Annotated in this window: 27 protein-coding genes and 1 pseudogene; 19 read left to right on the top strand and 9 right to left on the bottom strand. The window is 42.6% G+C overall.

Going from position 1 to position 21,617, the window contains the following annotated elements:
- Nucleotides 1-4: 4 nt before the first annotated feature.
- The 3 genes from ybeY to Bealeia2_RS01840 form a co-directional block, all read right to left on the bottom strand.
- Entirely contained in the window at nucleotides 5-508 is a 504-nt protein-coding gene (gene ybeY, locus Bealeia2_RS01850; RefSeq protein ID WP_331255461.1) for an rRNA maturation RNase YbeY, read from the bottom strand.
- Nucleotides 505-1,458 (bottom strand): PhoH family protein, encoded by a 954-nt coding sequence (locus Bealeia2_RS01845; RefSeq protein ID WP_331255460.1) that lies wholly within the window; start codon nucleotides 1,456-1,458, stop codon nucleotides 505-507. The genes ybeY and Bealeia2_RS01845 overlap by 4 nt, the downstream gene beginning before the upstream one ends.
- A gap of 312 nt (nucleotides 1,459-1,770) precedes the next feature.
- Complete coding sequence (locus Bealeia2_RS01840; RefSeq protein WP_331255459.1) at nucleotides 1,771-3,825, bottom strand: OPT family oligopeptide transporter; 2,055 nt, start codon at nucleotides 3,823-3,825, stop codon at nucleotides 1,771-1,773.
- 192 nt (nucleotides 3,826-4,017) lie between these two features.
- Between Bealeia2_RS01840 and pyk the strand changes: the two genes are divergently transcribed.
- Nucleotides 4,018-5,445, top strand: coding sequence for a pyruvate kinase (gene pyk / locus Bealeia2_RS01835; RefSeq protein WP_331255458.1), 1,428 nt, complete (start codon nucleotides 4,018-4,020; stop codon nucleotides 5,443-5,445).
- Nucleotides 5,417-6,721 carry an ABC1 kinase family protein gene (locus tag Bealeia2_RS01830; protein ID WP_331255457.1) on the top strand — a complete coding sequence of 435 codons (1,305 nt, stop codon included), beginning with the start codon at nucleotides 5,417-5,419 and terminating at the stop codon, nucleotides 6,719-6,721. The genes pyk and Bealeia2_RS01830 overlap by 29 nt, the downstream gene beginning before the upstream one ends.
- Nucleotides 6,722-6,725: 4 nt before the next feature.
- Here the strand turns inward: Bealeia2_RS01830 and Bealeia2_RS01825 are convergent, their stop codons facing one another.
- Nucleotides 6,726-7,319 carry a CYTH domain-containing protein gene (locus Bealeia2_RS01825; protein WP_331255456.1) on the bottom strand — a complete coding sequence of 198 codons (594 nt, stop codon included), beginning with the start codon at nucleotides 7,317-7,319 and terminating at the stop codon, nucleotides 6,726-6,728.
- Between the two features lie 266 nt (nucleotides 7,320-7,585).
- Here Bealeia2_RS01825 and Bealeia2_RS01820 point away from each other — a divergent pair, with 266 nt between their 5' ends.
- The 6 genes and pseudogenes from Bealeia2_RS01820 to Bealeia2_RS01795 all read left to right on the top strand — a co-directional run.
- Nucleotides 7,586-8,302, top strand: a complete 717-nt coding sequence (locus Bealeia2_RS01820) for a hypothetical protein (RefSeq protein WP_331255455.1) — start codon at nucleotides 7,586-7,588, stop codon at nucleotides 8,300-8,302.
- Nucleotides 8,303-8,320: 18 nt separating this feature from the next.
- The gene (locus Bealeia2_RS01815) at nucleotides 8,321-8,986 is read left to right on the top strand and encodes a hypothetical protein (RefSeq protein WP_331255454.1); all 666 of its coding nucleotides are present in this window, start codon (nucleotides 8,321-8,323) and stop codon (nucleotides 8,984-8,986) included.
- A complete protein-coding gene (locus tag Bealeia2_RS01810) occupies nucleotides 8,986-9,150 on the top strand; it encodes an acyl-CoA dehydrogenase family protein (protein ID WP_331255453.1) in 165 nt (54 codons plus the stop codon). Before Bealeia2_RS01815 ends, Bealeia2_RS01810 begins: the two co-directional genes overlap by 1 nt.
- A gap of 33 nt (nucleotides 9,151-9,183) precedes the next feature.
- Nucleotides 9,184-9,807: an IS607 family transposase gene (locus tag Bealeia2_RS01805; RefSeq protein WP_331255279.1), complete on the top strand. Its 624-nt coding sequence runs from the start codon at nucleotides 9,184-9,186 to the stop codon at nucleotides 9,805-9,807.
- A complete protein-coding gene (locus tag Bealeia2_RS01800) occupies nucleotides 9,791-10,987 on the top strand; it encodes an RNA-guided endonuclease InsQ/TnpB family protein (RefSeq protein WP_331255280.1) in 1,197 nt (398 codons plus the stop codon). Before Bealeia2_RS01805 ends, Bealeia2_RS01800 begins: the two co-directional genes overlap by 17 nt.
- A 44-nt stretch (nucleotides 10,988-11,031) precedes the next feature.
- Nucleotides 11,032-12,024, top strand: a pseudogene (locus Bealeia2_RS01795) (acyl-CoA dehydrogenase family protein); the annotation flags it as partial.
- Nucleotides 12,025-12,149: 125 nt separating this feature from the next.
- Here Bealeia2_RS01795 and Bealeia2_RS01790 read toward each other — a convergent pair.
- The 5 genes from Bealeia2_RS01790 to Bealeia2_RS01770 are packed head-to-tail and all read right to left on the bottom strand — an operon-like array spanning nucleotide 12,150 to nucleotide 13,821.
- Nucleotides 12,150-12,401, bottom strand: a complete 252-nt coding sequence (locus Bealeia2_RS01790; RefSeq protein ID WP_331255452.1) for a transposase — start codon at nucleotides 12,399-12,401, stop codon at nucleotides 12,150-12,152.
- 6 nt (nucleotides 12,402-12,407) lie between these two features.
- Nucleotides 12,408-12,614 (bottom strand): transposase, encoded by a 207-nt coding sequence (locus Bealeia2_RS01785; RefSeq protein ID WP_331255451.1) that lies wholly within the window; start codon nucleotides 12,612-12,614, stop codon nucleotides 12,408-12,410.
- 58 nt (nucleotides 12,615-12,672) lie between these two features.
- Nucleotides 12,673-13,011: an IS630 transposase-related protein gene (locus tag Bealeia2_RS01780; RefSeq protein ID WP_331255450.1), complete on the bottom strand. Its 339-nt coding sequence runs from the start codon at nucleotides 13,009-13,011 to the stop codon at nucleotides 12,673-12,675.
- Between the two features lie 54 nt (nucleotides 13,012-13,065).
- The gene (locus Bealeia2_RS01775) at nucleotides 13,066-13,263 is read right to left on the bottom strand and encodes a hypothetical protein (RefSeq protein WP_331255449.1); all 198 of its coding nucleotides are present in this window, start codon (nucleotides 13,261-13,263) and stop codon (nucleotides 13,066-13,068) included.
- The gene (locus tag Bealeia2_RS01770; protein WP_331255448.1) at nucleotides 13,264-13,821 is read right to left on the bottom strand and encodes a hypothetical protein; all 558 of its coding nucleotides are present in this window, start codon (nucleotides 13,819-13,821) and stop codon (nucleotides 13,264-13,266) included.
- Nucleotides 13,822-13,992: 171 nt separating this feature from the next.
- Between Bealeia2_RS01770 and Bealeia2_RS01765 the strand changes: the two genes are divergently transcribed.
- The 11 genes from Bealeia2_RS01765 (at nucleotide 13,993) to Bealeia2_RS01715 (ending at nucleotide 21,608) form a co-directional block, all read left to right on the top strand.
- Nucleotides 13,993-14,970, top strand: a complete 978-nt coding sequence (locus Bealeia2_RS01765) for a peptidoglycan -binding protein (RefSeq protein ID WP_331255447.1) — start codon at nucleotides 13,993-13,995, stop codon at nucleotides 14,968-14,970.
- 106 nt (nucleotides 14,971-15,076) lie between these two features.
- The gene (locus Bealeia2_RS01760) at nucleotides 15,077-15,676 is read left to right on the top strand and encodes a hypothetical protein (protein ID WP_331255446.1); all 600 of its coding nucleotides are present in this window, start codon (nucleotides 15,077-15,079) and stop codon (nucleotides 15,674-15,676) included.
- A gap of 63 nt (nucleotides 15,677-15,739) precedes the next feature.
- Entirely contained in the window at nucleotides 15,740-16,288 is a 549-nt protein-coding gene (locus Bealeia2_RS01755; RefSeq protein WP_331255445.1) for a NifU family protein, read from the top strand.
- Nucleotides 16,289-16,315: 27 nt separating this feature from the next.
- Nucleotides 16,316-17,269 (top strand): glucosaminidase domain-containing protein, encoded by a 954-nt coding sequence (locus tag Bealeia2_RS01750; protein WP_331255444.1) that lies wholly within the window; start codon nucleotides 16,316-16,318, stop codon nucleotides 17,267-17,269.
- Between the two features lie 9 nt (nucleotides 17,270-17,278).
- Nucleotides 17,279-17,869 carry a malonic semialdehyde reductase gene (locus Bealeia2_RS01745; protein ID WP_331255443.1) on the top strand — a complete coding sequence of 197 codons (591 nt, stop codon included), beginning with the start codon at nucleotides 17,279-17,281 and terminating at the stop codon, nucleotides 17,867-17,869.
- A gap of 4 nt (nucleotides 17,870-17,873) precedes the next feature.
- A complete protein-coding gene (gene tsaB, locus Bealeia2_RS01740) occupies nucleotides 17,874-18,503 on the top strand; it encodes a tRNA (adenosine(37)-N6)-threonylcarbamoyltransferase complex dimerization subunit type 1 TsaB (RefSeq protein ID WP_331255442.1) in 630 nt (209 codons plus the stop codon).
- A complete protein-coding gene (gene rimI, locus Bealeia2_RS01735) occupies nucleotides 18,481-18,939 on the top strand; it encodes a ribosomal protein S18-alanine N-acetyltransferase (protein ID WP_331255441.1) in 459 nt (152 codons plus the stop codon). Before tsaB ends, rimI begins: the two co-directional genes overlap by 23 nt.
- 81 nt (nucleotides 18,940-19,020) lie before the next feature.
- A complete protein-coding gene (locus tag Bealeia2_RS01730) occupies nucleotides 19,021-19,455 on the top strand; it encodes a Ros/MucR family transcriptional regulator (protein WP_331255440.1) in 435 nt (144 codons plus the stop codon).
- A 124-nt stretch (nucleotides 19,456-19,579) separates the two neighbouring features.
- Nucleotides 19,580-19,969: a Fur family transcriptional regulator gene (locus tag Bealeia2_RS01725; RefSeq protein WP_414437838.1), complete on the top strand. Its 390-nt coding sequence runs from the start codon at nucleotides 19,580-19,582 to the stop codon at nucleotides 19,967-19,969.
- Between the two features lie 23 nt (nucleotides 19,970-19,992).
- Nucleotides 19,993-20,820 carry a GNAT family N-acetyltransferase gene (locus Bealeia2_RS01720; RefSeq protein WP_331255438.1) on the top strand — a complete coding sequence of 276 codons (828 nt, stop codon included), beginning with the start codon at nucleotides 19,993-19,995 and terminating at the stop codon, nucleotides 20,818-20,820.
- Nucleotides 20,820-21,608: a lysophospholipid acyltransferase family protein gene (locus Bealeia2_RS01715; RefSeq protein WP_331255437.1), complete on the top strand. Its 789-nt coding sequence runs from the start codon at nucleotides 20,820-20,822 to the stop codon at nucleotides 21,606-21,608. Before Bealeia2_RS01720 ends, Bealeia2_RS01715 begins: the two co-directional genes overlap by 1 nt.
- Nucleotides 21,609-21,617: the final 9 nt, after the last annotated feature.

Here is a 21,617-nt window from a genome sequence, read left to right as displayed (position 1 = left end):
AAGATTAACTTTCCTCTGCAAGATAGGGGTTAGGAATATGTAAAGCTTGAAGAATCTGCACTTCCAATGTTTCCATCTTCTCGGCGTCTTCTTCATTTTCATGATCATATCCTAAAAGGTGCAAAAGACCATGGATTAAAAGATGAATGAAATGATTTTTAAAAGGAATGCCTTCGTGATCAGCTTCCCGCAAGCAGGTTTCGTAAGCCATCGCAATATCGCCCAAAGGATGGACCTCACCATTGGGTCCTTTGGGAACATTTCCTTGTGGAAAGGAGAGCACATTGGTTGGTTTGTTTTTCCCGCGATAATCCTTATTAAGCCCTTGGATTTCTTCATCATCCGTCAAGTAAACGCTGAGTTCAGTTCCTCGCAAATCAAAGGGAATAAAGGGTATGGCCACTTCCATAACTTGAAGAACCAGCCCCTCACAATCGGGAAGGCTTTGTTGCCAGGCAGAATCAGAAAAACTGATAATTACGCCAGGGATGGGAGAATAATTTTTCATATTTCCCTACGTTCATAGGCTTGCACAATGCGAGCCACCAGTGGATGGCGGACAACGTCTGCGTCTGTCAGATGGACAAATCCAATGCCTTTCACGTCCTTGAGTTTATGAACGGCTTCCGATAATCCGGAAGTCGATCCCATGGGAAGATCAATTTGTGTCAAATCTCCCGTTACAATCATTCGAGAGTTGTGCCCCAACCGCGTCAGAAACATTTTCATTTGAACGGGTGTTGTATTTTGAGCCTCATCTAAAATGATCACAGAATTAGAAAGAGTTCGCCCCCGCATGAACGCCAATGGTGCAATTTCAATTTCCCCAATAGCGAGTTTTCGTGCGACCTGATCATGAGGCAACATGTCGTGAAGAGCATCATAAAGAGGGCGCAAATAAGGATCGACCTTCTCCCTTAAATCTCCGGGTAAAAACCCGAGATGCTCTCCGGCTTCAACAGCAGGGCGGGAGAGGATGATGCGATCAACCTGACCCTCGAGCATAAGAGCAACGCCCGCGGCAACCGCTAAATACGTTTTTCCAGTTCCTGCAGGACCTACTGCAAAGACGAGCTCATTTGTTTTGAGCGCTTCGATATATTCCCCTTGCATGGGGGTTCGGGCCGAAATGGGGCGTTTTTTTGTCATCAAAACGGCAGATTCTGGAATTTGAGCCATGCGACCCGAATGTCTAAGTGCAATCGGTAAATCTTCCTTTTCAAGATTCTGGCCATTTTTCAATTTATCATAAAGCGTATTGAGGGCTTGAAGGGTTGTGTCAACAGCATCACTTAAGCCTTTGATCGCAACTTGATTGCCCCGTGTTGAAATTTTAACCTGAAGTTCACCTTCAATAAATTTCAAATTACGATCTTGAAATCCAAAAAGTTCAGGAAGAAAACGGTTATCTTCGAATTCGAGATAACTGATCACCTCATCAGACGGGGAGGATGGCATCGGGAGTTTAAAAATCTCTTATTTATAATTATTTTTTAAGAATATTTCATTTTTAAAAAGGACGCAAGACTGTTCTAAAATTCACTAGGGACTCCTCAAAAAATAGGGAACATCATGTCCGTGAATTGTCATGCTGAATTTATTTCAGCATGACAACAGATTAGCAAAAAGACAATTGTTGCATTGCGTCAGTAAAAAAATCTTGAAACTAAAATGTATATTTGTTTTTGATAAATAAATTTTAAAATATTTGCGACAAAATCTAAAAAAAAAGCCTTCCCGAAGGAAGGCTTTTTTCTGTTCACGAAGATTTTACACCTTCTTCATGTTTGTTGCAGCTTTATAGAACCAATAAAGCACCAGGGCTGTAATCAAAAGACCCAGTTGCTCACGGAATGGCTCGATAAAGGCCGGGACAAACTTGAAGACGTCAGTGCTTTGATAAGCTACGAAAGGAATGGCAATCAAGATTCCAACCACGGCTTCTCCCGCAATCAGTCCTGAGGCCAAGAGCATACCGTTTTTTCGCGCATTGGCTTCTTCTTTCTCAAGTGATTTTTTGGAGGCGTCTTTTTGCTTAGCAATACTGCGATCTACAAACCAGGCCACAAGTCCACCCAATAAAATCGGGAATGTGACATCGAGTGGAAGATAAATTCCAACTGCAATAGCAAGAACTGGGAAACGCCATTTAGAATTCATCGCAATGCACATTTTATCCACCATAATGGTCACAAGCGCAACAGCCATACCAATTCCGATCATGAGCCAATCCATTGTGTGTGTGAAGATGGCTTTAGCAAGGGCAGCCATAAGGGCTGCCTTTGGTGAGCTCAGAGCTTTTGCTGGATCCATGCCTTCTCGTGGCATTATGTCTCCAATACCGTAAGCTTCAAAAAGAAGTTGGAATACAGGAGCTACAACAATGGCTGAGGCAATCACACCCACCATAAGCATACCCTGCTGTTTCCAAGGCGTTGATCCCACAAGTTGGCCAGATTTTAGATCTTGCATGTTGTCTCCGCCTAATGACCCTGCACATGCTACAATGGAAGTAATAAGAATCACAATGGCAGCTGCACTCAAAGCGGCCTCTGGATCAACTGTGAAGTTGATATGAGATCCTAAAATCAGCATAAGAGTGAAAGACAAAATGATCACGGTCATAATCATTGTCCCAGAAATAGGGTTATTCGAAGATCCCATCAGACCGCACATATAAGAAGAGACTGCAGCCATAAAGAAACAAAGCAGAAAGGAAATCACAAGAAGGACAAGCCCTGTGAAAATATACCCACTTGTTCCAATATCAATGTGGCTGGTCTCCAAAACATAATCCAGGATTACATAAAGCGGAACTGCAAAAAGCGCAGAGCCTCCAGCAACCCAAGAAATAGGAATATCACGGTCCGTCCGGGGAATACTATCTTGTCCGCGTTCTTTCACGTTGCGCATAGCTTTTCCGGCTGAAACAATCGCCTTTTTAAGGGAGGGTAAGAGCTCTACAATTGTCCAAAGGCCACCCAAAATCATGGCACCCACACCAACAATTCTGATTTTTGTATTCCAAATGGTCATGGCGGCATCATAAGCCGAGCTGGCATCAGCGGGCACACCCATAATTGTACTGTAAAGGGGAATACCAATGTAAAACGCAATAATAGATCCCGTGAAGATAGCCACACTGGCATGAAATCCAATGATGTATCCGGCACCCGTAATGGCCAGAGAAAATCCTCCGCCAGCACCATAAACTGTGTTTCCAGAACGTGTCCAAAAGTTAATGCTGTCCGCCACAATTTGCCATCCGCTTTGGGCAAATTTAATAACTGCAGCAACTATTCCTGCCGTCAAAAGGTCCCAAAGTCCAACTTCTGAGGATTTATCGCCCGCTTTTAAAACTTCAGCGGTGGCAACACCTTCTGGAAACTTGAGCTCACCTTCAACGATCATCGCACGACGAAGGGGAACAGTGAATAAAACGCCAAGGCCTCCTCCAATCAAAATGATACTGCTGGTCAGAACCAACGAAAAAGACTGCCAATAGCCAATGAGAATTAAAGCGGGAAGAATCATAGCCAATGCGCCTGCGAGCGCTTCACCGGCAGAAGCTACAGTTTGAACAATGTTGTTCTCAAGGATGTTTGAATTTTTAAAGAGTTTTAAAACGGCCATGGAAATGACGGCTGCAGGAATACAAGCGGAAACACTCATACCCACCTTAAGGACAAGATAGGCGTTTGCACCTGCCATAAGAACGGCTAAAAGAGAGCCCAAAATAAAAGTTCGTAATGTGGCTTCTGGTAAGTTTTGAGACGCCGAAATATAAGGCGCGACGGCCAAATGGCTTTGTTTTTTTAATGACATAGGTCATTCCTCATTTGTTAAACAGTACTGTACAAACATTAACTCTTTTTTAACCAAAAAAGATTAATCTCATAAACTTGGCATGCTCACCACTGTATTGCAACAAAAAATTACAACCCACCTCTGCGTTTTTCTAACAGGATCTCATTCTTTGCATTCTCAAACCCTTAAGAGGGTGGTATAAGAGAAATTATGAGACGATTTCGATCTGCTAAAATTGTGGCTACTTTAGGGCCCGCCAGTTCCTCCGCTGAGATGATTGAATCTTTATTTCAGGCAGGGGTCGATGTTTTTCGTCTGAATTTCTCCCACGGATCTCACGACCAACATCGGGAGAGTTATAATATTATCCGAAATCTTGAGAAAAAAGTGGGCAGACCCATTGGCATCCTTCTCGATCTTCAAGGTCCCAAACTCCGTGTGGGAAAATTTGAGAACGGCTCCATTGACCTTGAAAAAGGCCAAGATTTTCTTCTGAAATTAGAGTCCCTTTCAGGAAATGAAAAGGAAGTGACTCTTCCTCATCCTGAAATTTTTAAAGTACTTCAACCGGGCGCAGACCTTCTTTTGGATGACGGAAAAGTGCGACTTAAAGTCAAAGATTGCAGTCCGCAACATGCGTTGTGCGAGGTTGTTGTGGGGGGGGCTCTTTCCGATCGTAAAGGCCTTAATGTTCCCGGTGTGGCTTTGCCTATCTCGCCTTTAACGAAAAAAGACAAGGAAGATCTCTCCTTAGGATTAGAGCTTGGCGTGGATTGGATCGCCCTTTCTTTTGTACAACGTCCTGAAGATGTTTTAGAGGCCCGCGAACTTGTGCAAGGGCGTGCTGCAATCCTTTCAAAACTGGAGAAGCCTCAAGCCATTGAGCATTTAGAGGCCATTGTCGAACTTTCCGACGGAATTATGGTGGCACGAGGGGATTTGGGTGTCGAACTCCCTCCTGAAGATGTCCCCAGCATTCAAAAACGCATCGTTCGCGAATCGCGGCTTAAGGGAAAGCCTGTTGTAGTCGCCACACAAATGTTGGATTCGATGGTGCATTCTCCATCACCTACCCGTGCTGAGGCTTCAGATGTGGCCACCGCCGTTTATGATGGGGCAGATGCGGTTATGCTTTCGGCGGAATCTGCGTCCGGTGAATACCCAGTCGAATCCGTTGAGATGATGTCCCGTATTGTAAGTCGTGTGGAGCAAGATCCCCTCTATAGAACGCTTTTGGACGCAAGCCGTACGCCCCCAGAATCCACAACTTCTGATGCGATTACTTCTGCTGCAAGTCAAGTTGCACACACCATTGGTGCTGTAGCAATTGTGACATTTACAACTTCAGGGGAAACGACATTAAGGGCCGCACGCGAACGCCCAGAATGCCCTATTTTAGGGCTTACCGCACAATTAAATATTGCCCGCCGGTTAACACTTGCATGGGGCGTTCATTCTGTGTGCAGCGAAGACGTTCATGATTTTAGCGAGGCGACTACAATGGCATGCATTCGCGCAAAAAGTGAAGAATTCGCCAAGACGGGAGACCGCATCGTAGTGACCGCAGGGGTCCCTTTCCAAGTGGCAGGATCCACAAATATCCTTCGTATTGCCCGCATCCGCGAAGAAGCTCCTTAATGTCATGGATCAAGGCGGTATTTCCTTACGCTTAAAACGCTATGCCGAAACGACCTCCACTGTGGGGGGACTCATGGCCCGCCTTTTTGGTGAGAAATATCTTGGAATTTCCATGGATCATGGCGGATATGCGGGGCTTTTAAAATCCAATATGGGTAATCTCAAGGGGCCTGTCATGAAGATCGCCCAGATCTTAGCTATGGTTCCCGATATGTTACCGCAAGAATATGCGGAAGAATTTCTAACCCTTCAATCCAATGCGCCAGCCATGGGCTGGCTTTTTGTCAAACGTCGCATGAAGGCAGAATTGGGACCTGATTGGGAAAATCTTTTTCAAGCGTTTACCCATGAAGCCACAGCAGCCGCCTCCTTGGGTCAAGTCCACAAAGTCCGTAATCTAGAGGGGCGTGATCTTGCGTGCAAATTACAATATCCGGATATGGCTTCGGCGGTGAATGCGGATTTGGCCCAATTAAAATTATTTTTAAATCTTTACGCCAAAACATCAGGTGCCATTGATCCACAAAATCTCTACCTTGAGATTGCCGAACGTCTTCATGAAGAATTGGATTACAAACGGGAAGCAGATCATATCCGCCTCTTTAGGGCGATTTTTGAAGGCCAAAATTTCGTTCACGTCCCAGAGGTCATTCCAGAGCTTTCAACCTCAAGGCTTTTGACGATGAGTTGGATGCCCGGACAAAAACTTCTCGAATTTAAAGACGCTCCACAAGAGATTCGCAATAAGATTTGCGAGAACCTTTTCCGTGTTTGGTATTTTCCTTTTTATAAAGAGGGAGTTTTACATGGCGATCCTCATTTGGGGAATTATACGGTGCGTGAGGATTTGTCCTTGAATCTTTTGGATTACGGATGCATTCGCCTATTTCCAAAATCTTTCATCGCAAGCGTCATTCAACTTTACCATGCATTACAAAATAATGATGAAGAGCTGGCCAGAAACGCTTATGAAAGCTGGGGCTTTGGGACGATGACACCCGAACTTCTTACTATTCTTAATCTTTGGGCGTCCTATTTATATGGACCCCTTTTAGACGACCGCATCCGTCCTATTGACGAAAGTTTGTCTGGACAGAACGGTCGTAAAATTGCTGGTGAAATTTTAAGCGAACTTAAAAAAATAGGGGGTGTTCGTCCCCCCCGCGAATTTGTTTTTATGGATCGCGCGGCTGTCGCTTTAGGATCTGTTTTTATTCATCTGAAAGCCGAACTCAACTGGCACCGCCTGTATGAAGAGCTGATTTCGAGTTCTTGAATTTTTAAGCCTTCTTTAATTTTTCGTAATGGCGCGGATTTTTTCTCCTTATATATTCGATCAATCTTCCTTCAACATGAGTCACTTTAATCCCATGTCTTTTGGCAAAATCTTCTATTTCTTTGATTGCATGCTCAATTTCACTTTCAGACGCAACGACCAGTTCAATTTCGCAAGTTTCATAGATAAAATCCTCAAAAATAGCTTTGTCTATATCAATGATAAAACCATCTTTTACATACTTTTCCCGCATATTTCGAAATTGATACAAAGGGTAAATTCCATTTTCAACAAGGTCCTCATGTGTGCTAATATTTTGTAGGATATTGAAATGACTTAATATATCTCTTTCATTTTCAATTTCATGTTTGGGGAAATTTCGTTGCATCTTCAAAGATGAATTTGTTGTTGAGAGGGGGAGTTTTAAAACAAATTTTCCATTTCTTGTGCGCAACCAAACGTCTTTTATGCTTAAACTGTAATTTTTATCGTCATAATAAACATCAACGAAGTTTTGATGTTCAACAAAAACGGCGCCCTCAAGGAGGTGTGATTTTTCCGCATCGGTTAACATAAACTTTAACTCAACTTCAAACATATTTTTCTCCAAAATTTTAAAAAATCATTCATTATAATTTTTATTTACTTATTTTGCAATATCAATTTCATACCCTCCCGAACAAAGCCATTGAGATGCTGACCGGAACGGTGGCGCAGCCAAATAATTCAGCCTGACGATTCGGGGGTGTGATGCTTTCTGTTTTTCATGAGGTGGCCCTGTTTAAAACATCTCATTCTGTTGACGAAATCCACCTTCCCTCTTAACCTGAGTTTTATAAAAATAAAAATGACAGACATGAGGGTATGAAAATGTATCAAAGCGGAATACAGCAACATTATCCCGAATTTATTTCAGGATCTTTTTCTAAGATGCTGAGGCAGGCTCAGCATATCTTGTATGGAAAAAATCATTGCGAGAGTTCTAAATGTAGAATTTTCAATGGATTGAAATCCTTTACCTATATCGCCTTCGCCTTGCTTTTGGAATCCTCCATCCTTGAAGGAAAAGGTGGTCTTCGCTCAATCTTCGACGGTGAGGATGGACTTGAAAATAAAGTTAAAAATGCCACAATCTATCTTGATTTTAAAATGAATGTTGCTCATGAATTAGACAACAATAAAGATGACGACAAAAAATTTGAATGGGATCTTTATTGTTTTAAAAAATTTGTCAAACATCTTATAATTCGAGGCGCAACTTTAGAGGAAGAGTCCAAAACAAGCTCTACTTATCGTAAATTTCGAGCCTCAGCTTTCTTTCTCACAAGAAATGTGGCTCAAAAATGTGGGCAAGAGAATAAAGTCATTTTAGAGAGCCTTCAGTTAAATATTTCCTCCTTAGGAAGCCTTCTTTCAAAACAAACTGAATTACAATTAACAGAACCTCTCATTGAAGACTGGATTAAAAAACATCGTCATCAAGAAGTAATTCCGGCTCAAAGTGTTCTGCAAATCAGAACTAAGTCCGTTATCACAAGGGCTTGGGATCAATGGGTAAAAATTCCTGAGGAGAAAAAATAAATTGAAAGGGAGCCTGTCATGAAAATGTATCAAAATGTAATTCAGCCACGTCATCCTGAACCTTTCCTCCCGGACTTATCCGGAAAAGAGCGTTGTCAGCGCTCTAAATGCAGAATTTTTAACGCCTTGGGGTCCTTTTGCTTTGTGGTCATCGCTTTGTTTTTTCAAGCAGATCTCCTGGAAGGAAAGGGGAAATTTCGGGAAATCTGTGAAAGAGAAGGCCTGTTCAATGCCGTTAATTATCTTCAGGCAAAAATGCAAGGTCATCACAAACTTAATGAGATGCAAGGCCCAGAGGAGCAATTTAAATGGGATCTTTATTTATTCCAAAAGTTCACAAAATTACATTTAACGTTTTCCATAACGTCAGAAAAAGAAGAGTCTGATAAAGAATCAGACTATCTCAGATCTCGGACTATGGCCATGTTTATGCTGAGATCTTCAAACGAAAAGTGGTCAAGCAATGAAAACATTGGCTTGTTTAATGAAGTGACAAAAACAATTCCCCCTTTGAAAAATATTCCTAACATTGATAACCTCTCAAAACCTGACGTAATCAACGCCTGGATTGACAATTATCGCAAACAACAGCCAACGCTCGTAAAAGGTCCGGAGCTTCGTGTAAAAACAACTCTTCTATTGGCCTGGCAAAAGTGGGTGGGAACGCCTGGGGAGAAAAAATAATGATGCCGCTTCTTTCTTCCGAACAACGCGCCTTTCAAGACGCGGCACGGCAATTTGCAGAGTCGGAACTAGAACCTTTTGCTAGCGAATGGGATGAAAAATCTATTTTCCCCATCGAGACGTTAAAAAAAGCCGCCGCCATGGGGTTAATAACTGCTCTTTAAAACCTATCTAAACTTGTATATAGTTATCCAATTATGGATAAGTTATTGAGTATCAGAGAAGCCAGTCGTATTCTTGGAGTGTCAAATGGCACATTAAGGCGATGGGAAAAAGAGAGTCGCCTTGTTCCCGAAAGAACAGCGGGAGGACAAAGACGTTATCCTTTATCTGCCTTGCGCCCTCATCTTGTTCGCACTGAAAAGATAGATAGAAAAACGCTTTGCTATGCTCGTGTTTCCAGTCACGATCAACGGCAGGATTTGGAAAGACAAAAACAAGTCCTTGAGATGTATTGTGCAGCTCAAGGTTGGAAGTTTGAGACCATTGCGGATCTTGGCAGTGGTATGAATTACAACAAAAAGGGTCTGAAGATCCTGATTAGTGCCATTTTAGACAGAGAAGCAGGTCGATTGGTTTTAACCCATAAAGACAGGCTGTTAAGATTTGGAGCAGAATTAATCTTTTCCATTTGTGAGATGAATCAGGTAGAAGTTGTGATTATCAATCAAGGGAAAGAACCCTCTTTTGAAGAGGAACTCGCCAAAGATGTGTTGGAAATTATCACTGTTTTTTCGGCCAGATTGTATGGTGCGAGAAGTAAAAAGAACAAGAAATTATTGGAAGGTCTGAAAGAAGCCTACGATGCTGTTAGTTCATAAAGTAGAATTGAAGCCAAATAATAAGCAGGCGACTTATTTTAGAAAAGCCTGCGGTGTTGCACGCTTTGCTTATAATTGGGCTTTAGATCAATGGAAGAAACAATACCAGAATGGTGAGAAGCCTACAGAAATAAGCCTGCGTAAACTTCTCAATGCTTGTAAGGCGGAAGAATATCCTTGGATGCAAGAGGTCACTAAAAATGCCCCTCAACAAGCCATCAAAAATTTAGGATCAGCTTTTAACCGCTTTTTCCGCAAACAGGGAGGATATCCCAAGTTTAAAAAGAAAGGAATCAGGGATAGCTTTAGAGCGGACAATGGTCCGCCCCAAAAAGGAGAGTCTGCCATTCGTGTGACAGGTAAAAAGATTCAAATTCCTTGTTTGGGATGGGTCAAAATAACAGAGAATTTGAGATTTCAAGGACAAATAAAATCCTTGACGATCTCAAGAGTTGCAGACCGATGGTTTGCATCCATCAGTGTTGAAATAGACAAACTGCCTCATGTACGCAAGAACCAAGGTATTGTGGGTGTGGATTTGGGTATTACAAAACTGGCAACTTTATCCAATGGCATGGTTGTTGAGGGAGCAAAGGCACATACCGCTTTGCTGAAGAAGTTAAAACGATCTTCTCGACAGCTATCTCGTAAAGATAAAAAGAGTATGAATTTTAAAAAGCATACTCAAAAACTGGCACGTCTTCACGCCCGAATCGCTAATATCAGACGTGATTATCTCCATAAGGCAACAACCGATATTGTCCTGAATCATCATGAAATTGGCATTGAAAACCTAAATGTCAAAGGTATGTCAGCGAACAGAAAATTAGCTCGACATATTTTAGATCAGTCTTTTTATGAATTCAGGCGTCAATTGGAATATAAGGCAGGTCTCTATAATGCTCAAATTTTTGTTGCTGATCGGTTCTTTCCGTCAAGCAAGCTCTGCCATAGCTGCGGATGTGTTTATGCGGATTTAAAGTTGTCGGAGAGACATTGGACGTGTCCACATTGCAACCAATCTCATGACAGAGATGTGAATGCAGCCCTTAATTTACAACGTTTATGTACGGGCAGCTCGCCCGAAACTTATGCCTGTGGAGTGGGAAGCTCTGGCTCATTTGCTCGTCAAATAAGTGAAACTACCTGCGTTGAATCAGGAATACAACACCATGCGTAACTTTAGTAAAATATGGTTAGGTTTGGATAAGTTTGTAAGAGCGGTTTGCCGGGATTTATGTTCGGGAGGAAAGTGGGGGATGTGGTCTCAGCCGTCTGGATGCGGTTTTGATTTTTGAAGCCTTGGCCTCGGCCTGCGTTTCCACCTCAGCTTACATTTCAATCCACAATATGGCCTCTTGGATGATTGACACGTACGGAACAATGGGGCAGCGCGCCCGATTTTTACCATCTCTCATGATGATGGAGCATCTGGCAAGTTATTGCTTGACAGAGCCCAGTTCCGGATCAGATGCTGCCTCCCTCAAAACACGGGCAGTGCGGGACGGGGACTTTTATGTTTTAAATGGATCCAAAGCCTTTATTTCCGGCGGTGGAGTCAGCGATATTTATATTGTGATGGTCCGTACTGGCGAGGAGGGACCCAAAGGCATTTCAACTCTTATTGTTGAAAAAGGAACGCCGGGCCTGAGTTTTGGAAAAAAAGAAAAGAAAATGGGATGGAATAGTCAACCCACCACAACAGTCACGTTTGAGGATTGTCGCGTTCCTGTCGCCAATCGTTTGGGAAATGAAGGGGATGGCTTTAAAATCGCAATGAGCGGACTTGATGGAGGCCGCCTCAATATTGCCGCGTGCTCGTTGGGGGCGGCTACAACCTGCCTGAATCTTTCTAAAAACTATATGCATGAGCGCCAACAATTTGGAAAACCTTTATCGGACTTTCAGGCGCTCCAATTTAAAGTCGCCGATATGGCAACTGATCTTTATGCCGCACGCTTGATGCTTTACGATGCGGCGCAAAAATTAGATCAAAAAGATTCCAATGCGACCCTTTATTCCGCTATGGCCAAACGTTTTGTGACCGATGCAGGATTCCGGATTTGTAACGAGGCACTCCAACTTCACGGTGGCTATGGCTATATCAGTGAATATAAAATTGAGCGATTTGTCCGTGATGTCCGTGTTCATCAAATCCTTGAGGGCACGAACGAAATCATGCGTCTGATTATCTCGCGCAAAACTTTGGGGGCTTAGATTTTATGTACAACTCGTTGCTAGTTTTGAGGGTATTGGAATTATGTTCTAAGTCTACTTTTGGTCGGCGGCGTTGCATTTGAAGTTTGTGACAGAGATTTAAGGAGATTTATAGTACTTCTCCATTATATGGATAGACATTGGCTGAGGAGTTTATCAAGGAGTTGATGAAGGTTTTCTGGGTTTTGCTGGACGAGGGGACGGAGGATGGATTTGATTTTGTGCCACCAATGTTCGATAGGATTGAGGTCAGGAGAGTCAGTTGGGGGAAAGAGGAGATGGCAGCCAAATTTCTCAATCAAATCTTTCGTTTTTGGCGATTTGTGAAAGGCGGCATTGTCCATAATCAGGGTGGTATTTTTTGATAAACCCGGCAATAAAACCTACTCAAGCCAAGCATTAAAAAGATCTGCATGACATCCACCTTGAAAGGTGAAAGGCGCCACGAACGCACCCTTCATGAGACCGCCAATGATACTGGCACGCTCTCTTTTTTGGCCCGGGATCTCCGCGTAAACCTTTTGTCCGCGCGGCGCCCAGGCATGCTCTCGATAAAGGCGATTATCAATCCCAGCTTCATCAATCCACACGATTGTTTCAGGATCTATTTTCTCAAGCTGTTTTATAAATTCGGCCCGCTTGTCTTCGTTACGTTCTTTGTAAAGCGTCGTCTTTTTTTCGTGTAATGTTTAAACGTTTAAGCCATTTACTCACGTTTTGGAATCTCAACCCCAAAGCTTCGGCGATTTGTTTGAGCGTATGATCCGGATTTTGAGCGACGTAGTCTCTGAGTTTTTGCTCATCGACTTTACGCGGATAAGAAGTGCGTTTTTTCGGTTTAATATCCCCTTGTTTATGAAGACATATCCATCGATAGATCGTGGCTTCTCCAACGTTAAAAACCTTTGCAGCCTCCCGCTTACGGCCGCCGCTCGTAATGTAGGAGATGACCTTTTTCCGCAGGTCTTCCGAATATGCTTTTGCCATTCCCTCCTTATACCTAAACTTTTCCTAAAAATCTATCTATTTATAGGGGAAGAACTATACACGCTCAACGGTAAAGAAGCGTTCTTCAAAGACATCTGGATTGTAGAGTCTTTTACGGCCACGCTTTGTGTGTTTGCGATTCCTCGGATTTTCCTTGATATTGGGGATCATTCCAGCATTAAAGACAAGCTTGCGATTGGCCTTGCTATCATATCCGGCATCAAAGCTGGCCATAACGCCTTTCAAAGACATTCAAATGGATTTCAAAAAGCTTTTCAGATCATCTAAGGCTCTGGGAAAAAGCTTCATTTCACTGGCATTGCCAGGGGCTGTGGTGAAAGGAGACAGAACATTGCAGTTGCGATCTGTAAAGCATGCCACCTTTTCCCCTTTGGTTTTTTTGTGGCCATTGTATCCGATTTGATCTCCGCCTTTCTTTGCGGCCGTTGTACTTCCATCCCCATGGATAATGCTGATATCAAGTTTTCCATCTTGAAAAAGACGCGCGACAGATTCCCCAAAAGCCTTATGAAATACTTCCTCTTCAAGCCATTTTTGATAAGTCTTAAAAACACGGCTATAGCAAATCTCTCGGACTCCACGGACATCTTTTTCAATGGGTAGTGCCTTCCACTGACATCCTGTATAAATCACAGTCATAATGTAATTGAAAATCTTATAAGGAGGCAATTTACCCTGGGGTCCACGTTTCGGTTTTGGAATGGCGTCTAAGAAAAATTCATCAAACTGTTCCGGCGTCAACTCCACAGGAATGCTATGTTCTTTACGCTTTTGATCCTTATCTTTCATTTTCACACTCCTTATCCAACAACACAGTAAAGAGTGTTCAATGCCTTGTTTTACCTCACTTTTTCAACATATTTATTTCAAACAAAAACTAGCAACGAGTTGATAAGATTAAGAGTGTTCAAAGTTGAGGAATCAGGCTAGACTTTCGATCATGTTTTAAAAAAGGGTATAATGATGTCTGTAGGAAGTTTAAGGAGAAACCGATTAGTCCAAGAGGAATTCAGTATCTGGCCTGGATTTGTGGACGTTTTTGCAACCTTAATCATCGTGATGCTTTTTGCACTCATGATTTTTGTCGTGACACAATTTTATTTAAGCGATGCCCTTTCGGGGTCAGAGCGGAACGTTCAATCTCTTCGCACGAAAATTCAAGAGGTTTCTCAACTTTTAGGGCTTGAGCAGAAGAAAAGTCAGGACTTGCATCAATCCCTTCTTCTGACTTCCGATCAATTAAAAACGTTACAACAAGCCAAAGCCGCACTAGAGGCTTCCTTGGGTCAAGAGCAAATCGCGCACCAAAGTGCAAATGTGCAATTGGCGGCCCTTCAGCAAGAGCTCTCGGAATTAAACCAACAGCTTCAAAAAATCTCAGAAGCCTTTCAACTTTCTGAAAGTACCAAAGAACAACAAAAAATTGAGATTGCAGATTTGGGAAAGAAGCTCAATGACGCCCTTGCGACAAAAGTTAAAGAATTGGAAAAATATCGCTCAGAGTTTTTCGGAAAGCTCAAAGACGTTTTAGGCGAACGTTCAGATATCCGCATTGTGGGAGATCGCTTTGTCTTTTCCTCTGAAGTTCTTTTTGGATCCGGCGCTGCCGTTCTTGAGAAAAAGGGGCAAGAAAAACTCAATGGTCTTGCTAAAAGTTTAAAGATAATTGCCAAAGAAATGCCAGCAGACCTCAATTGGGTTTTGCGTGTCGATGGCCACACCGATGATCTTCCAATTCATACGGACAAGTTTGATTCCAACTGGGAACTTTCAACTGCCCGCGCTTTGGCAGTTGTGAAATATCTGGAAAAACAAGGCATTCCTGCCAAACATTTAGCGGCTGCCGGATTTGGTCAATATCATCCTTTGGAAGCAGGATCCACAGATAATGCGCGCGCCAAAAATCGCCGTATTGAGCTGAAATTAGATCAGGGATGATTCTTCGACATTTTTAGAATTTAATATTTGTATTTATAAGATTTTAAAAATATTACTTGCAATATTGGCTGTTGCCTATTATATGCGTTTCAAGGTAAACTTTATTATGGTAATGATTGAATATAGATTGGGTTTTATGATGGTTACTAAAATTATTTACACAATGTCTGTTTTAGGATTGGTATTGTCCTCGCTTACGCTTAATGCTGGAAAAATACCTCAATGTGAAGAGAGGGGCGGCACTCAGGAGCGATCACATCCTGGGCTCCAAAAGAAGATTAAAAAGAAAACAAAATTTAGAGATACTGAAGAGAAAAAAGAGTCCGCAAAGAATGTCAGGCCTGGAACGCCACACCCTTCCCCCCAAAAAAAGCGTTTAAATGGGCAGACGGAGAGCCAAGAGCTTCTCTTCGCCCCAGATAAACTCAACCTTTGTGAAACGCCACCTTTATTGCGTATACCTAGGAGGAAGCCTTCAAATCAAAAAAATAATTTTATGTTTCATGACGATACGCCTATGCCTCTTCCAGTTGATGCAAGAAACGTTTTAAGGACTGAAAAACAATTGTCTCAGGATGTTTTCAATACTCTTAATTTTAAAAATTCCAAGGAAAACTCATCTGAGAATCAATCTTTACAAGAAGTTGAAGAGCTGATTAAAAATATTCAACTCAATGATTCTATGGATGAAATTAATGAAATGTAACAAATACTCTTGATTTTTAAAAGGGGAGACCCCACATTAAGGCATCAAGAAAGGATTGGTTCCATGTTCATACAAACTGAAGAGACTCCCAACCCACAAGCGCTAAAGTTCTTACCTGGACGCATTGTTATGGAAGAGGGTTCTTGTGAAATCACATCTTCTGAGGGCGCCCAAAAATCACCCTTGGCGGAACGACTTTTCCGAATTAATGGTGTTCAAGGTGTCTTTTATGGCTCTGAATTTATTACAGTCACAAAAAGGGAAGATCTCGATTGGGGCGTTTTGAAACCGTCGATTTTGGCGTCCATCATGGAGCATTATCTCTGTCATGAGCCCCTTTTTCAGGGTGAAAATAAATTTTCTTCTACATCATCAGAAAATGACGATCCCCTTGTTTTGCAAATCAAAGAACTCCTTGATACCCGCATTCGTCCGGCCGTGGCCATGGACGGAGGTGACATCGTATTTGACAAATTCGAGGAAGGTGTGGTTTATTTGCGCATGCAAGGTTCGTGTTCGGGATGTCCGAGCTCGAGCGCAACGTTAAAGACGGGAATTGAGAACATGCTACGTCATTATGTTCCTGAAGTGGTTGAAGTCCGCGCCGTCTAATTTTCCGAAACAACAGAGGAAGAGTTAATGCCTAAAATTGCATTAAATCCTAAATCGAAGTTACGTTATATATCATTAGGTTTTCTGGGTAGCTTGGTCGTTTTAAGCTATGCGGTTGCGTTATTTTTTAAACCCACAGCGCATCATAGTGCCCCAGATATCGCGTCCCAAACACCAAAAACATCCCATGTCATGCCATTGGGGTCGCGCTTTGCTATGGGTTTGCCCGCGCCACGCAAAGAAATGGCGTTTGTGGAAATGGAAACCTCGACCGAGATGTGTCAAGCTTTTGACCAGTGCGGGTTTGAGCTTTCTAAAGTTGCAAGCGGTGAAGATTCTGTCCCCCGCATTTACCTCACAAAACTTCCTGGAGATCTTAAAGGGCTTCCCCCAAAACACAAACGGGATGCCTTTATCAAATCGATTTTGCCTTTGGTTTTGGAGGTGAATGAAGAAATTCGCGCCGATCGTGAGAAACTTCTGGCGCTTCAAGGCCGCATTGAAAAAGGAGGTCATTTGAGGTCTCAAGATCGCACTTGGTTACGTTATGTGGCATCTGAATACAAATCAAAATCTCATGACATTAAAGTGCTTTTAAAGCATGTGGACGAAATTCCACCATCATTGGCGCTTTCTCAAGCGATTATTGAATCCGGTTGGGGAACGTCAAAAGCCGCAAAGGATAAAAATTCTACTTTTGGTCACATGGCATCCCACTCAAAAGTCAAATCCTTCAAAAGCCTTCATCATGGTGTAAAGTCTTATGCTGGAAACTTAAACAGGCACCCGGCTTACAAAGGATTTCGTGAAGCGCGTGCGAAAATGCGTAAATCTGAGGGAAAGATTTGTGGTCATAAGTTAGCGTCTCATTTGATCAAATATTCCGTGCGCGGTGCGGCCTACACAAAAGAATTACAAAACTTGATTAATCGTCTCGAACTGCATCATTTTGATGCCGCTCATGTGCGCTTAAAGCCCTAAGGAATAACAATGACAAAAATTTCTCAACAGGATTTGGATACGCTCTTTTACCAAGCAAGAACACATTACAATTGGTCACAAGAACCCGTCAGTGATTCTCTTTTAGAAGAGATTTATGATGCTGCCAAAATGGCACCGACGAGTGCGAATTGCTCGCCTTTGCGCGTGGTTTTTGTCAAAAGCCTTGAGGCAAAGGAAAAGTTGAAACCTTGTCTGGCTCCTGGAAATGTCGACAAAACCATGGCGGCGCCCGTGACCGCAATTTTTGCTTATGATCTTGAATTTTATCAACACATGCCCTTTTTGTTTCCGTTCACGGACGCTAAATCCTGGTGGGAAGGAAAACCCGCCTTCATTGAAGAAAGCGCAAAACGAAATGAGACCTTGCAAGCCGCTTATTTTATGATGGCCGCTCGGGCGTTGGGGTTGGATTGCGGCCCCATGTCAGGCTTTGATAACGCAGCCGTAGATGAGGCATTTTTTAAGGGTACGTCTTTTAAATCTGATTTCCTTTGTAATTTGGGAATGGGAGATTCGACTCAATTACCAGGGCCACGTGCGCCGCGTTTTGAATTTAAAGATACATGTAAGATCATTTAATTCCATGAACCTTTTTATTAATACGGCCCATGCGATTTGTGGTGTGGGCCTTTTTCACGAAAAGACGTTACTTGCCCAAAAAGAGACCGCATTGATCCAGGGCCATGCCCAACTCTTGCCTGGAATGGTGGAAGAGGTCATGGCCACTACCGGGACCACTTTTAAAGATCTTCAAAATTTGATTGTAGACGTGGGGCCTGGATCTTTCACGGGGATTCGTGTGGGCGTTGCTTTTGCCAAAGGTCTTGCTCATGGGCTTAATATTCCTCTTGAAGGTATTAATGGTTTTGATATGTTTTTCCAAGGCAAAACAAATCGAGAAGATACTTTGGTTGTGATTGATGCCAAACGTAAGGACCTTTATTGCCAATTTTTCCCTAAAAATGGAAATTCCTCAGTACCCCAAAATTTAAGTTCTCACGATATTGAGGAATTCTATGATTTGAACGAGATCAAATGCATTGGAGACGGAGCGACTCAATTGGAAAAAGAGTTGGGTTTTTCGCTTAATTTAATAAAGTCTGAGATGACTTTTCTTGAACTCATGAACATTGCTTTTTTATTGGGACATTCCCAAAGCCCTGCCATTCCGTTTTACTTGCGCTCAGCTGATGTTTCACACCCTAAAAATTGAGAAAATAGAAACGATTCAATGTGAAAGGCTCGCATCCCTTCATCAAAAGTGTTTTGAAAAGGGGTGGTCCAAAAAAAACTTTGAAGATTATTTAAGAAGCCCCCTCCATCAGTTTTGGGGTGCTTTTGATGCTGATCAATTGAGGGGTTTTATTCTATTTCAAGTCATTGAAAGTGAGGCTGAAATACTTACATTTGGGGTTGATCCAGAGTTTCAAAGCCAAGGAGTAGGGCGACAAATTTTAACACTCTCTATTGAGGAGCTGAAAAAAAATAATTTAGAGTTTGTATTTTTAGATGTTGCACACAATAATCAACATGCTATATTGTTATATTTATCATGTGGTTTCAAAAAAATGATGCTCCGAAAACAGTATTATGCTCGAAAAAGCGGAATTAATCAGGACGCGATTGTTATGAAACTAAAAATTAAATAAAACAACTATTGATTTTATTTTATAAGGCGGCTATAAAAAGCCATCGCAAGTTTTTGCAATAGATAAATAGAGAGAAAAACTATGGAAAATTTAAACTTTATGACACAAACCGGGACTGAGACTGTCGATTTGACGGCTGAGATTGTCGCGGCTTATTTGTCCAACAATGAAATGTCTGCTGAAGAAGTTCCGGGATTTATTCGCACTGTTCATGCAAGCCTTAACGATCTTTCAGGTCGTCGCTCACACTTGTCTGGTCGTCCAGACCCAGTCGTTGCGATTGAAGACTCAGTTCAAGACGATCACATTGTTTGCCTTGAAGATGGGCGCCGTCTTAAAATGTTGAAGCGTCACTTGAAAACAGCTTACAACATGACTCCTGAGCAATACAGAGAGCGTTGGGACCTTCCTGCTGACTACCCAATGGTTGCACCACAATATGCGCGTAAGCGTAGCAGCCTTGCCAAAGATTTTGGTTTGGGAACACGTCGTGATCGTCGTAAAGACGCCGCGTAAGTTCGGTTAATTTTAAGATCCACCGATGTCCCGAGTTTTTCGGGATGTCGGTGGATTTTTTATAACTCAGAGAAATTCCTTGAAAACACGCTTGTTGGATAAATGTCAGGAAATTGGTCTTCGTATGACGGATCAGCGGCGTATTATTGCTCAAGTTTTGTCTGAATCCACAGATCACCCTGATGTGAATGAAGTCTATTTACGTGCGAGCGAAATTGATTCCAATATCAGTCTTGCCACCGTCTATCGCACTCTCCGCCTTTTTGAAGAGGCTAATATTCTTGAGCGTCATGATTTTCGCGATGGAAGATCTCGCTATGAAGATGCTTCATCTGAGCATCACGATCATTTAATCAATATGCAAACGGGTGAGATTATTGAGTTTCACGACGAGGATATTGAAGCTTTACAAAGAAAAATTGCTGAGCGCTATGGATATGATTTAATCGATCATCGTTTAGAATTATATTGTGTCCCTTTGCAAAAAGAAACAACTCGTGATAAGAACTCCTGAGTAATGAACCAGGTCTATTTTTGATGGCTTTATCGCAAATGAATTCACCTTCTGCTTTCGCAATGCCTGAGGCGTTGCCTGAACTGAGGTCAGGGCACCTCGAGGTTCGTCTTGCCCAATCTCAAGCTGAGATTGAGGCCTCTCAAGCTTTGCGCTATCAAGTGTTTTATGAAGAATGTGGGGCCCACCCCTCAGATCAAGTGGCCTCCTTAAAGCGCGACTTTGACGGTGTGGATTCTTTTTGTGATCATTTGCTTGTGATTGATCATTCTCGAGGCCCCAATGCCATTGTGGGGACGTATCGTTTTATGCGGCGTGAGGCTGCATCTCGATATGGTACCTATTATACAGCTGCAGAATTTGAGATCGACAAACTCATTTCTCAACCAGGTGAGGTGATGGAACTCGGTCGTTCTTGTGTTCACAAAGACTATAGGACGCGCCCCGTGATGCAGCTTTTGTGGCGCGGGATTGGGGCTTATATCATCACGCACAATGTGGCTTTGTGTTTTGGTTGTGCGAGTTTTCGAGGAACACAGATTGAGAAATATCGCGAAGCCATGGCCTATCTTTATCATTATCATTTGGCGCCTGAAGACTTTCGTGCGCGCCCTTTGCCTTCGCTTTATCAAGAAATGAACACCATTCCAAAAGAAAATGTTGATAAGAAAAAAGCCATGCATCAACTCCCTCCCTTAATCAAGGGATACCTCCGTCTTGGTGGATTTGTGGGAGACGGTGCAATTGTTGATCCCCAGTTTAATACCGTAGACGTTTGTATTATTGTCAAGCGGGAGCTGATGACGGAACGCTATTCTAATCGATACACTACAGATTTGGAGATTGCTTAATGACTTTCATCCCGGCACCAGTTCTGGGGGGATTACGACTTTTTTTGGCGGCACTTGTATGGAGCACATTTACAATTCCTTACGTAGTTCTTCTGAAGCTCAATCAAAACTGGGGACGTCGATTTGGACGTTTTTATTTGGCGACTTGGGCAAAATGTTTGGGCCACAATGTGATTGTACGCGGAGAGCTCTCTCAGCATAAACCCACTCTTTTTGTTTCCAATCATTCGTCTTATGTGGACATTTTAGTCCTCTCCCTTTTGCCAGGACGATTTGTGGCGAAACAAGAGGTTAAGGGTTGGCCTCTTTTGGGATTTTTAGCTACTCAACAAGGCACACTTTATATTGAAAGAAAGCGCCAGTCCGTGGAAGAGGGCAGTAAAATTCTCGAAGCCCCTTTAAAAGAGGGAGATAATTTAATTCTCTTTCCCGAAGGCACGACTAGCGATGGCTGTCGGATCCTTCCTTTTAAAAGTTCTTTTTTTGATGTGGCCATAAAAAATGATCTTGTTGTTCAACCGGTAACGGTTGCTTATGCAGGGCTTAATGGTATGCCCATGCCAAGGATTTTCAGGCAAGAAAGTGGATGGTTCAGTGAGAAAATTGAACTCTTGCCTCATCTTTGGTTTATTTCACAATTGGGGCGTGTCCAAGTGGTTGTAACATTGCATCCGCCTTTGCAAAGTCATGATTTTCATTCTCGCAAAGAACTTGCGAAAACTTCCGAATCTGCTGTGCGTGAAGGACTTGAGACGTCCTTTGTCGCACTCTCTCATTCTCAAAATTAGTCACAAGGT

The sequence above is a fragment of the Candidatus Bealeia paramacronuclearis genome (assembly GCF_035607555.1).
In the GTDB taxonomy this organism is placed as follows: domain Bacteria; phylum Pseudomonadota; class Alphaproteobacteria; order UBA9655; family UBA9655; genus Bealeia; species Bealeia paramacronuclearis.
Note: the sequence above shows the minus strand (reverse complement) of the source record. Positions and strands in the feature narration are given on the sequence as shown.

Bases quoted from the DNA above. Each gene is read 5' to 3' on its own strand.
- Bealeia2_RS01810 (WP_331255453.1), top strand. From the start codon at position 8,986: ATGATGCCGCTTCTTTCTTCCGAACAACGCGCCTTTCAAGACGCGGCA.
- Bealeia2_RS01840 (WP_331255459.1), bottom strand. From the start codon at position 3,825: ATGTCATTAAAAAAACAAAGCCATTTGGCCGTCGCGCCTTATATTTCG.
- Bealeia2_RS01720 (WP_331255438.1), top strand. From the start codon at position 19,993: ATGGCTTTATCGCAAATGAATTCACCTTCTGCTTTCGCAATGCCTGAG.
- Bealeia2_RS01755 (WP_331255445.1), top strand. From the start codon at position 15,740: ATGTTCATACAAACTGAAGAGACTCCCAACCCACAAGCGCTAAAGTTC.
- Bealeia2_RS01845 (WP_331255460.1), bottom strand. From the start codon at position 1,458: ATGCCATCCTCCCCGTCTGATGAGGTGATCAGTTATCTCGAATTCGAA.
- Bealeia2_RS01730 (WP_331255440.1), top strand. From the start codon at position 19,021: ATGGAAAATTTAAACTTTATGACACAAACCGGGACTGAGACTGTCGAT.
- Bealeia2_RS01775 (WP_331255449.1), bottom strand. From the start codon at position 13,263: ATGTCTTTGAAAGGCGTTATGGCCAGCTTTGATGCCGGATATGATAGC.
- pyk (WP_331255458.1), top strand. From the start codon at position 4,018: ATGAGACGATTTCGATCTGCTAAAATTGTGGCTACTTTAGGGCCCGCC.
- rimI (WP_331255441.1), top strand. From the start codon at position 18,481: ATGTTTCACACCCTAAAAATTGAGAAAATAGAAACGATTCAATGTGAA.
- Bealeia2_RS01750 (WP_331255444.1), top strand. From the start codon at position 16,316: ATGCCTAAAATTGCATTAAATCCTAAATCGAAGTTACGTTATATATCA.
- Bealeia2_RS01815 (WP_331255454.1), top strand. From the start codon at position 8,321: ATGAAAATGTATCAAAATGTAATTCAGCCACGTCATCCTGAACCTTTC.
- Bealeia2_RS01765 (WP_331255447.1), top strand. From the start codon at position 13,993: ATGATGTCTGTAGGAAGTTTAAGGAGAAACCGATTAGTCCAAGAGGAA.
- Bealeia2_RS01760 (WP_331255446.1), top strand. From the start codon at position 15,077: ATGGTAATGATTGAATATAGATTGGGTTTTATGATGGTTACTAAAATT.
- Bealeia2_RS01820 (WP_331255455.1), top strand. From the start codon at position 7,586: ATGAAAATGTATCAAAGCGGAATACAGCAACATTATCCCGAATTTATT.
- Bealeia2_RS01825 (WP_331255456.1), bottom strand. From the start codon at position 7,319: ATGTTTGAAGTTGAGTTAAAGTTTATGTTAACCGATGCGGAAAAATCA.
- Bealeia2_RS01725 (WP_414437838.1), top strand. From the start codon at position 19,580: ATGACGGATCAGCGGCGTATTATTGCTCAAGTTTTGTCTGAATCCACA.
- Bealeia2_RS01770 (WP_331255448.1), bottom strand. From the start codon at position 13,821: ATGAAAGATAAGGATCAAAAGCGTAAAGAACATAGCATTCCTGTGGAG.
- tsaB (WP_331255442.1), top strand. From the start codon at position 17,874: ATGAACCTTTTTATTAATACGGCCCATGCGATTTGTGGTGTGGGCCTT.
- Bealeia2_RS01745 (WP_331255443.1), top strand. From the start codon at position 17,279: ATGACAAAAATTTCTCAACAGGATTTGGATACGCTCTTTTACCAAGCA.
- ybeY (WP_331255461.1), bottom strand. From the start codon at position 508: ATGAAAAATTATTCTCCCATCCCTGGCGTAATTATCAGTTTTTCTGAT.
- Bealeia2_RS01780 (WP_331255450.1), bottom strand. From the start codon at position 13,011: ATGGCAAAAGCATATTCGGAAGACCTGCGGAAAAAGGTCATCTCCTAC.
- Bealeia2_RS01805 (WP_331255279.1), top strand. From the start codon at position 9,184: ATGGATAAGTTATTGAGTATCAGAGAAGCCAGTCGTATTCTTGGAGTG.
- Bealeia2_RS01800 (WP_331255280.1), top strand. From the start codon at position 9,791: ATGCTGTTAGTTCATAAAGTAGAATTGAAGCCAAATAATAAGCAGGCG.
- Bealeia2_RS01715 (WP_331255437.1), top strand. From the start codon at position 20,820: ATGACTTTCATCCCGGCACCAGTTCTGGGGGGATTACGACTTTTTTTG.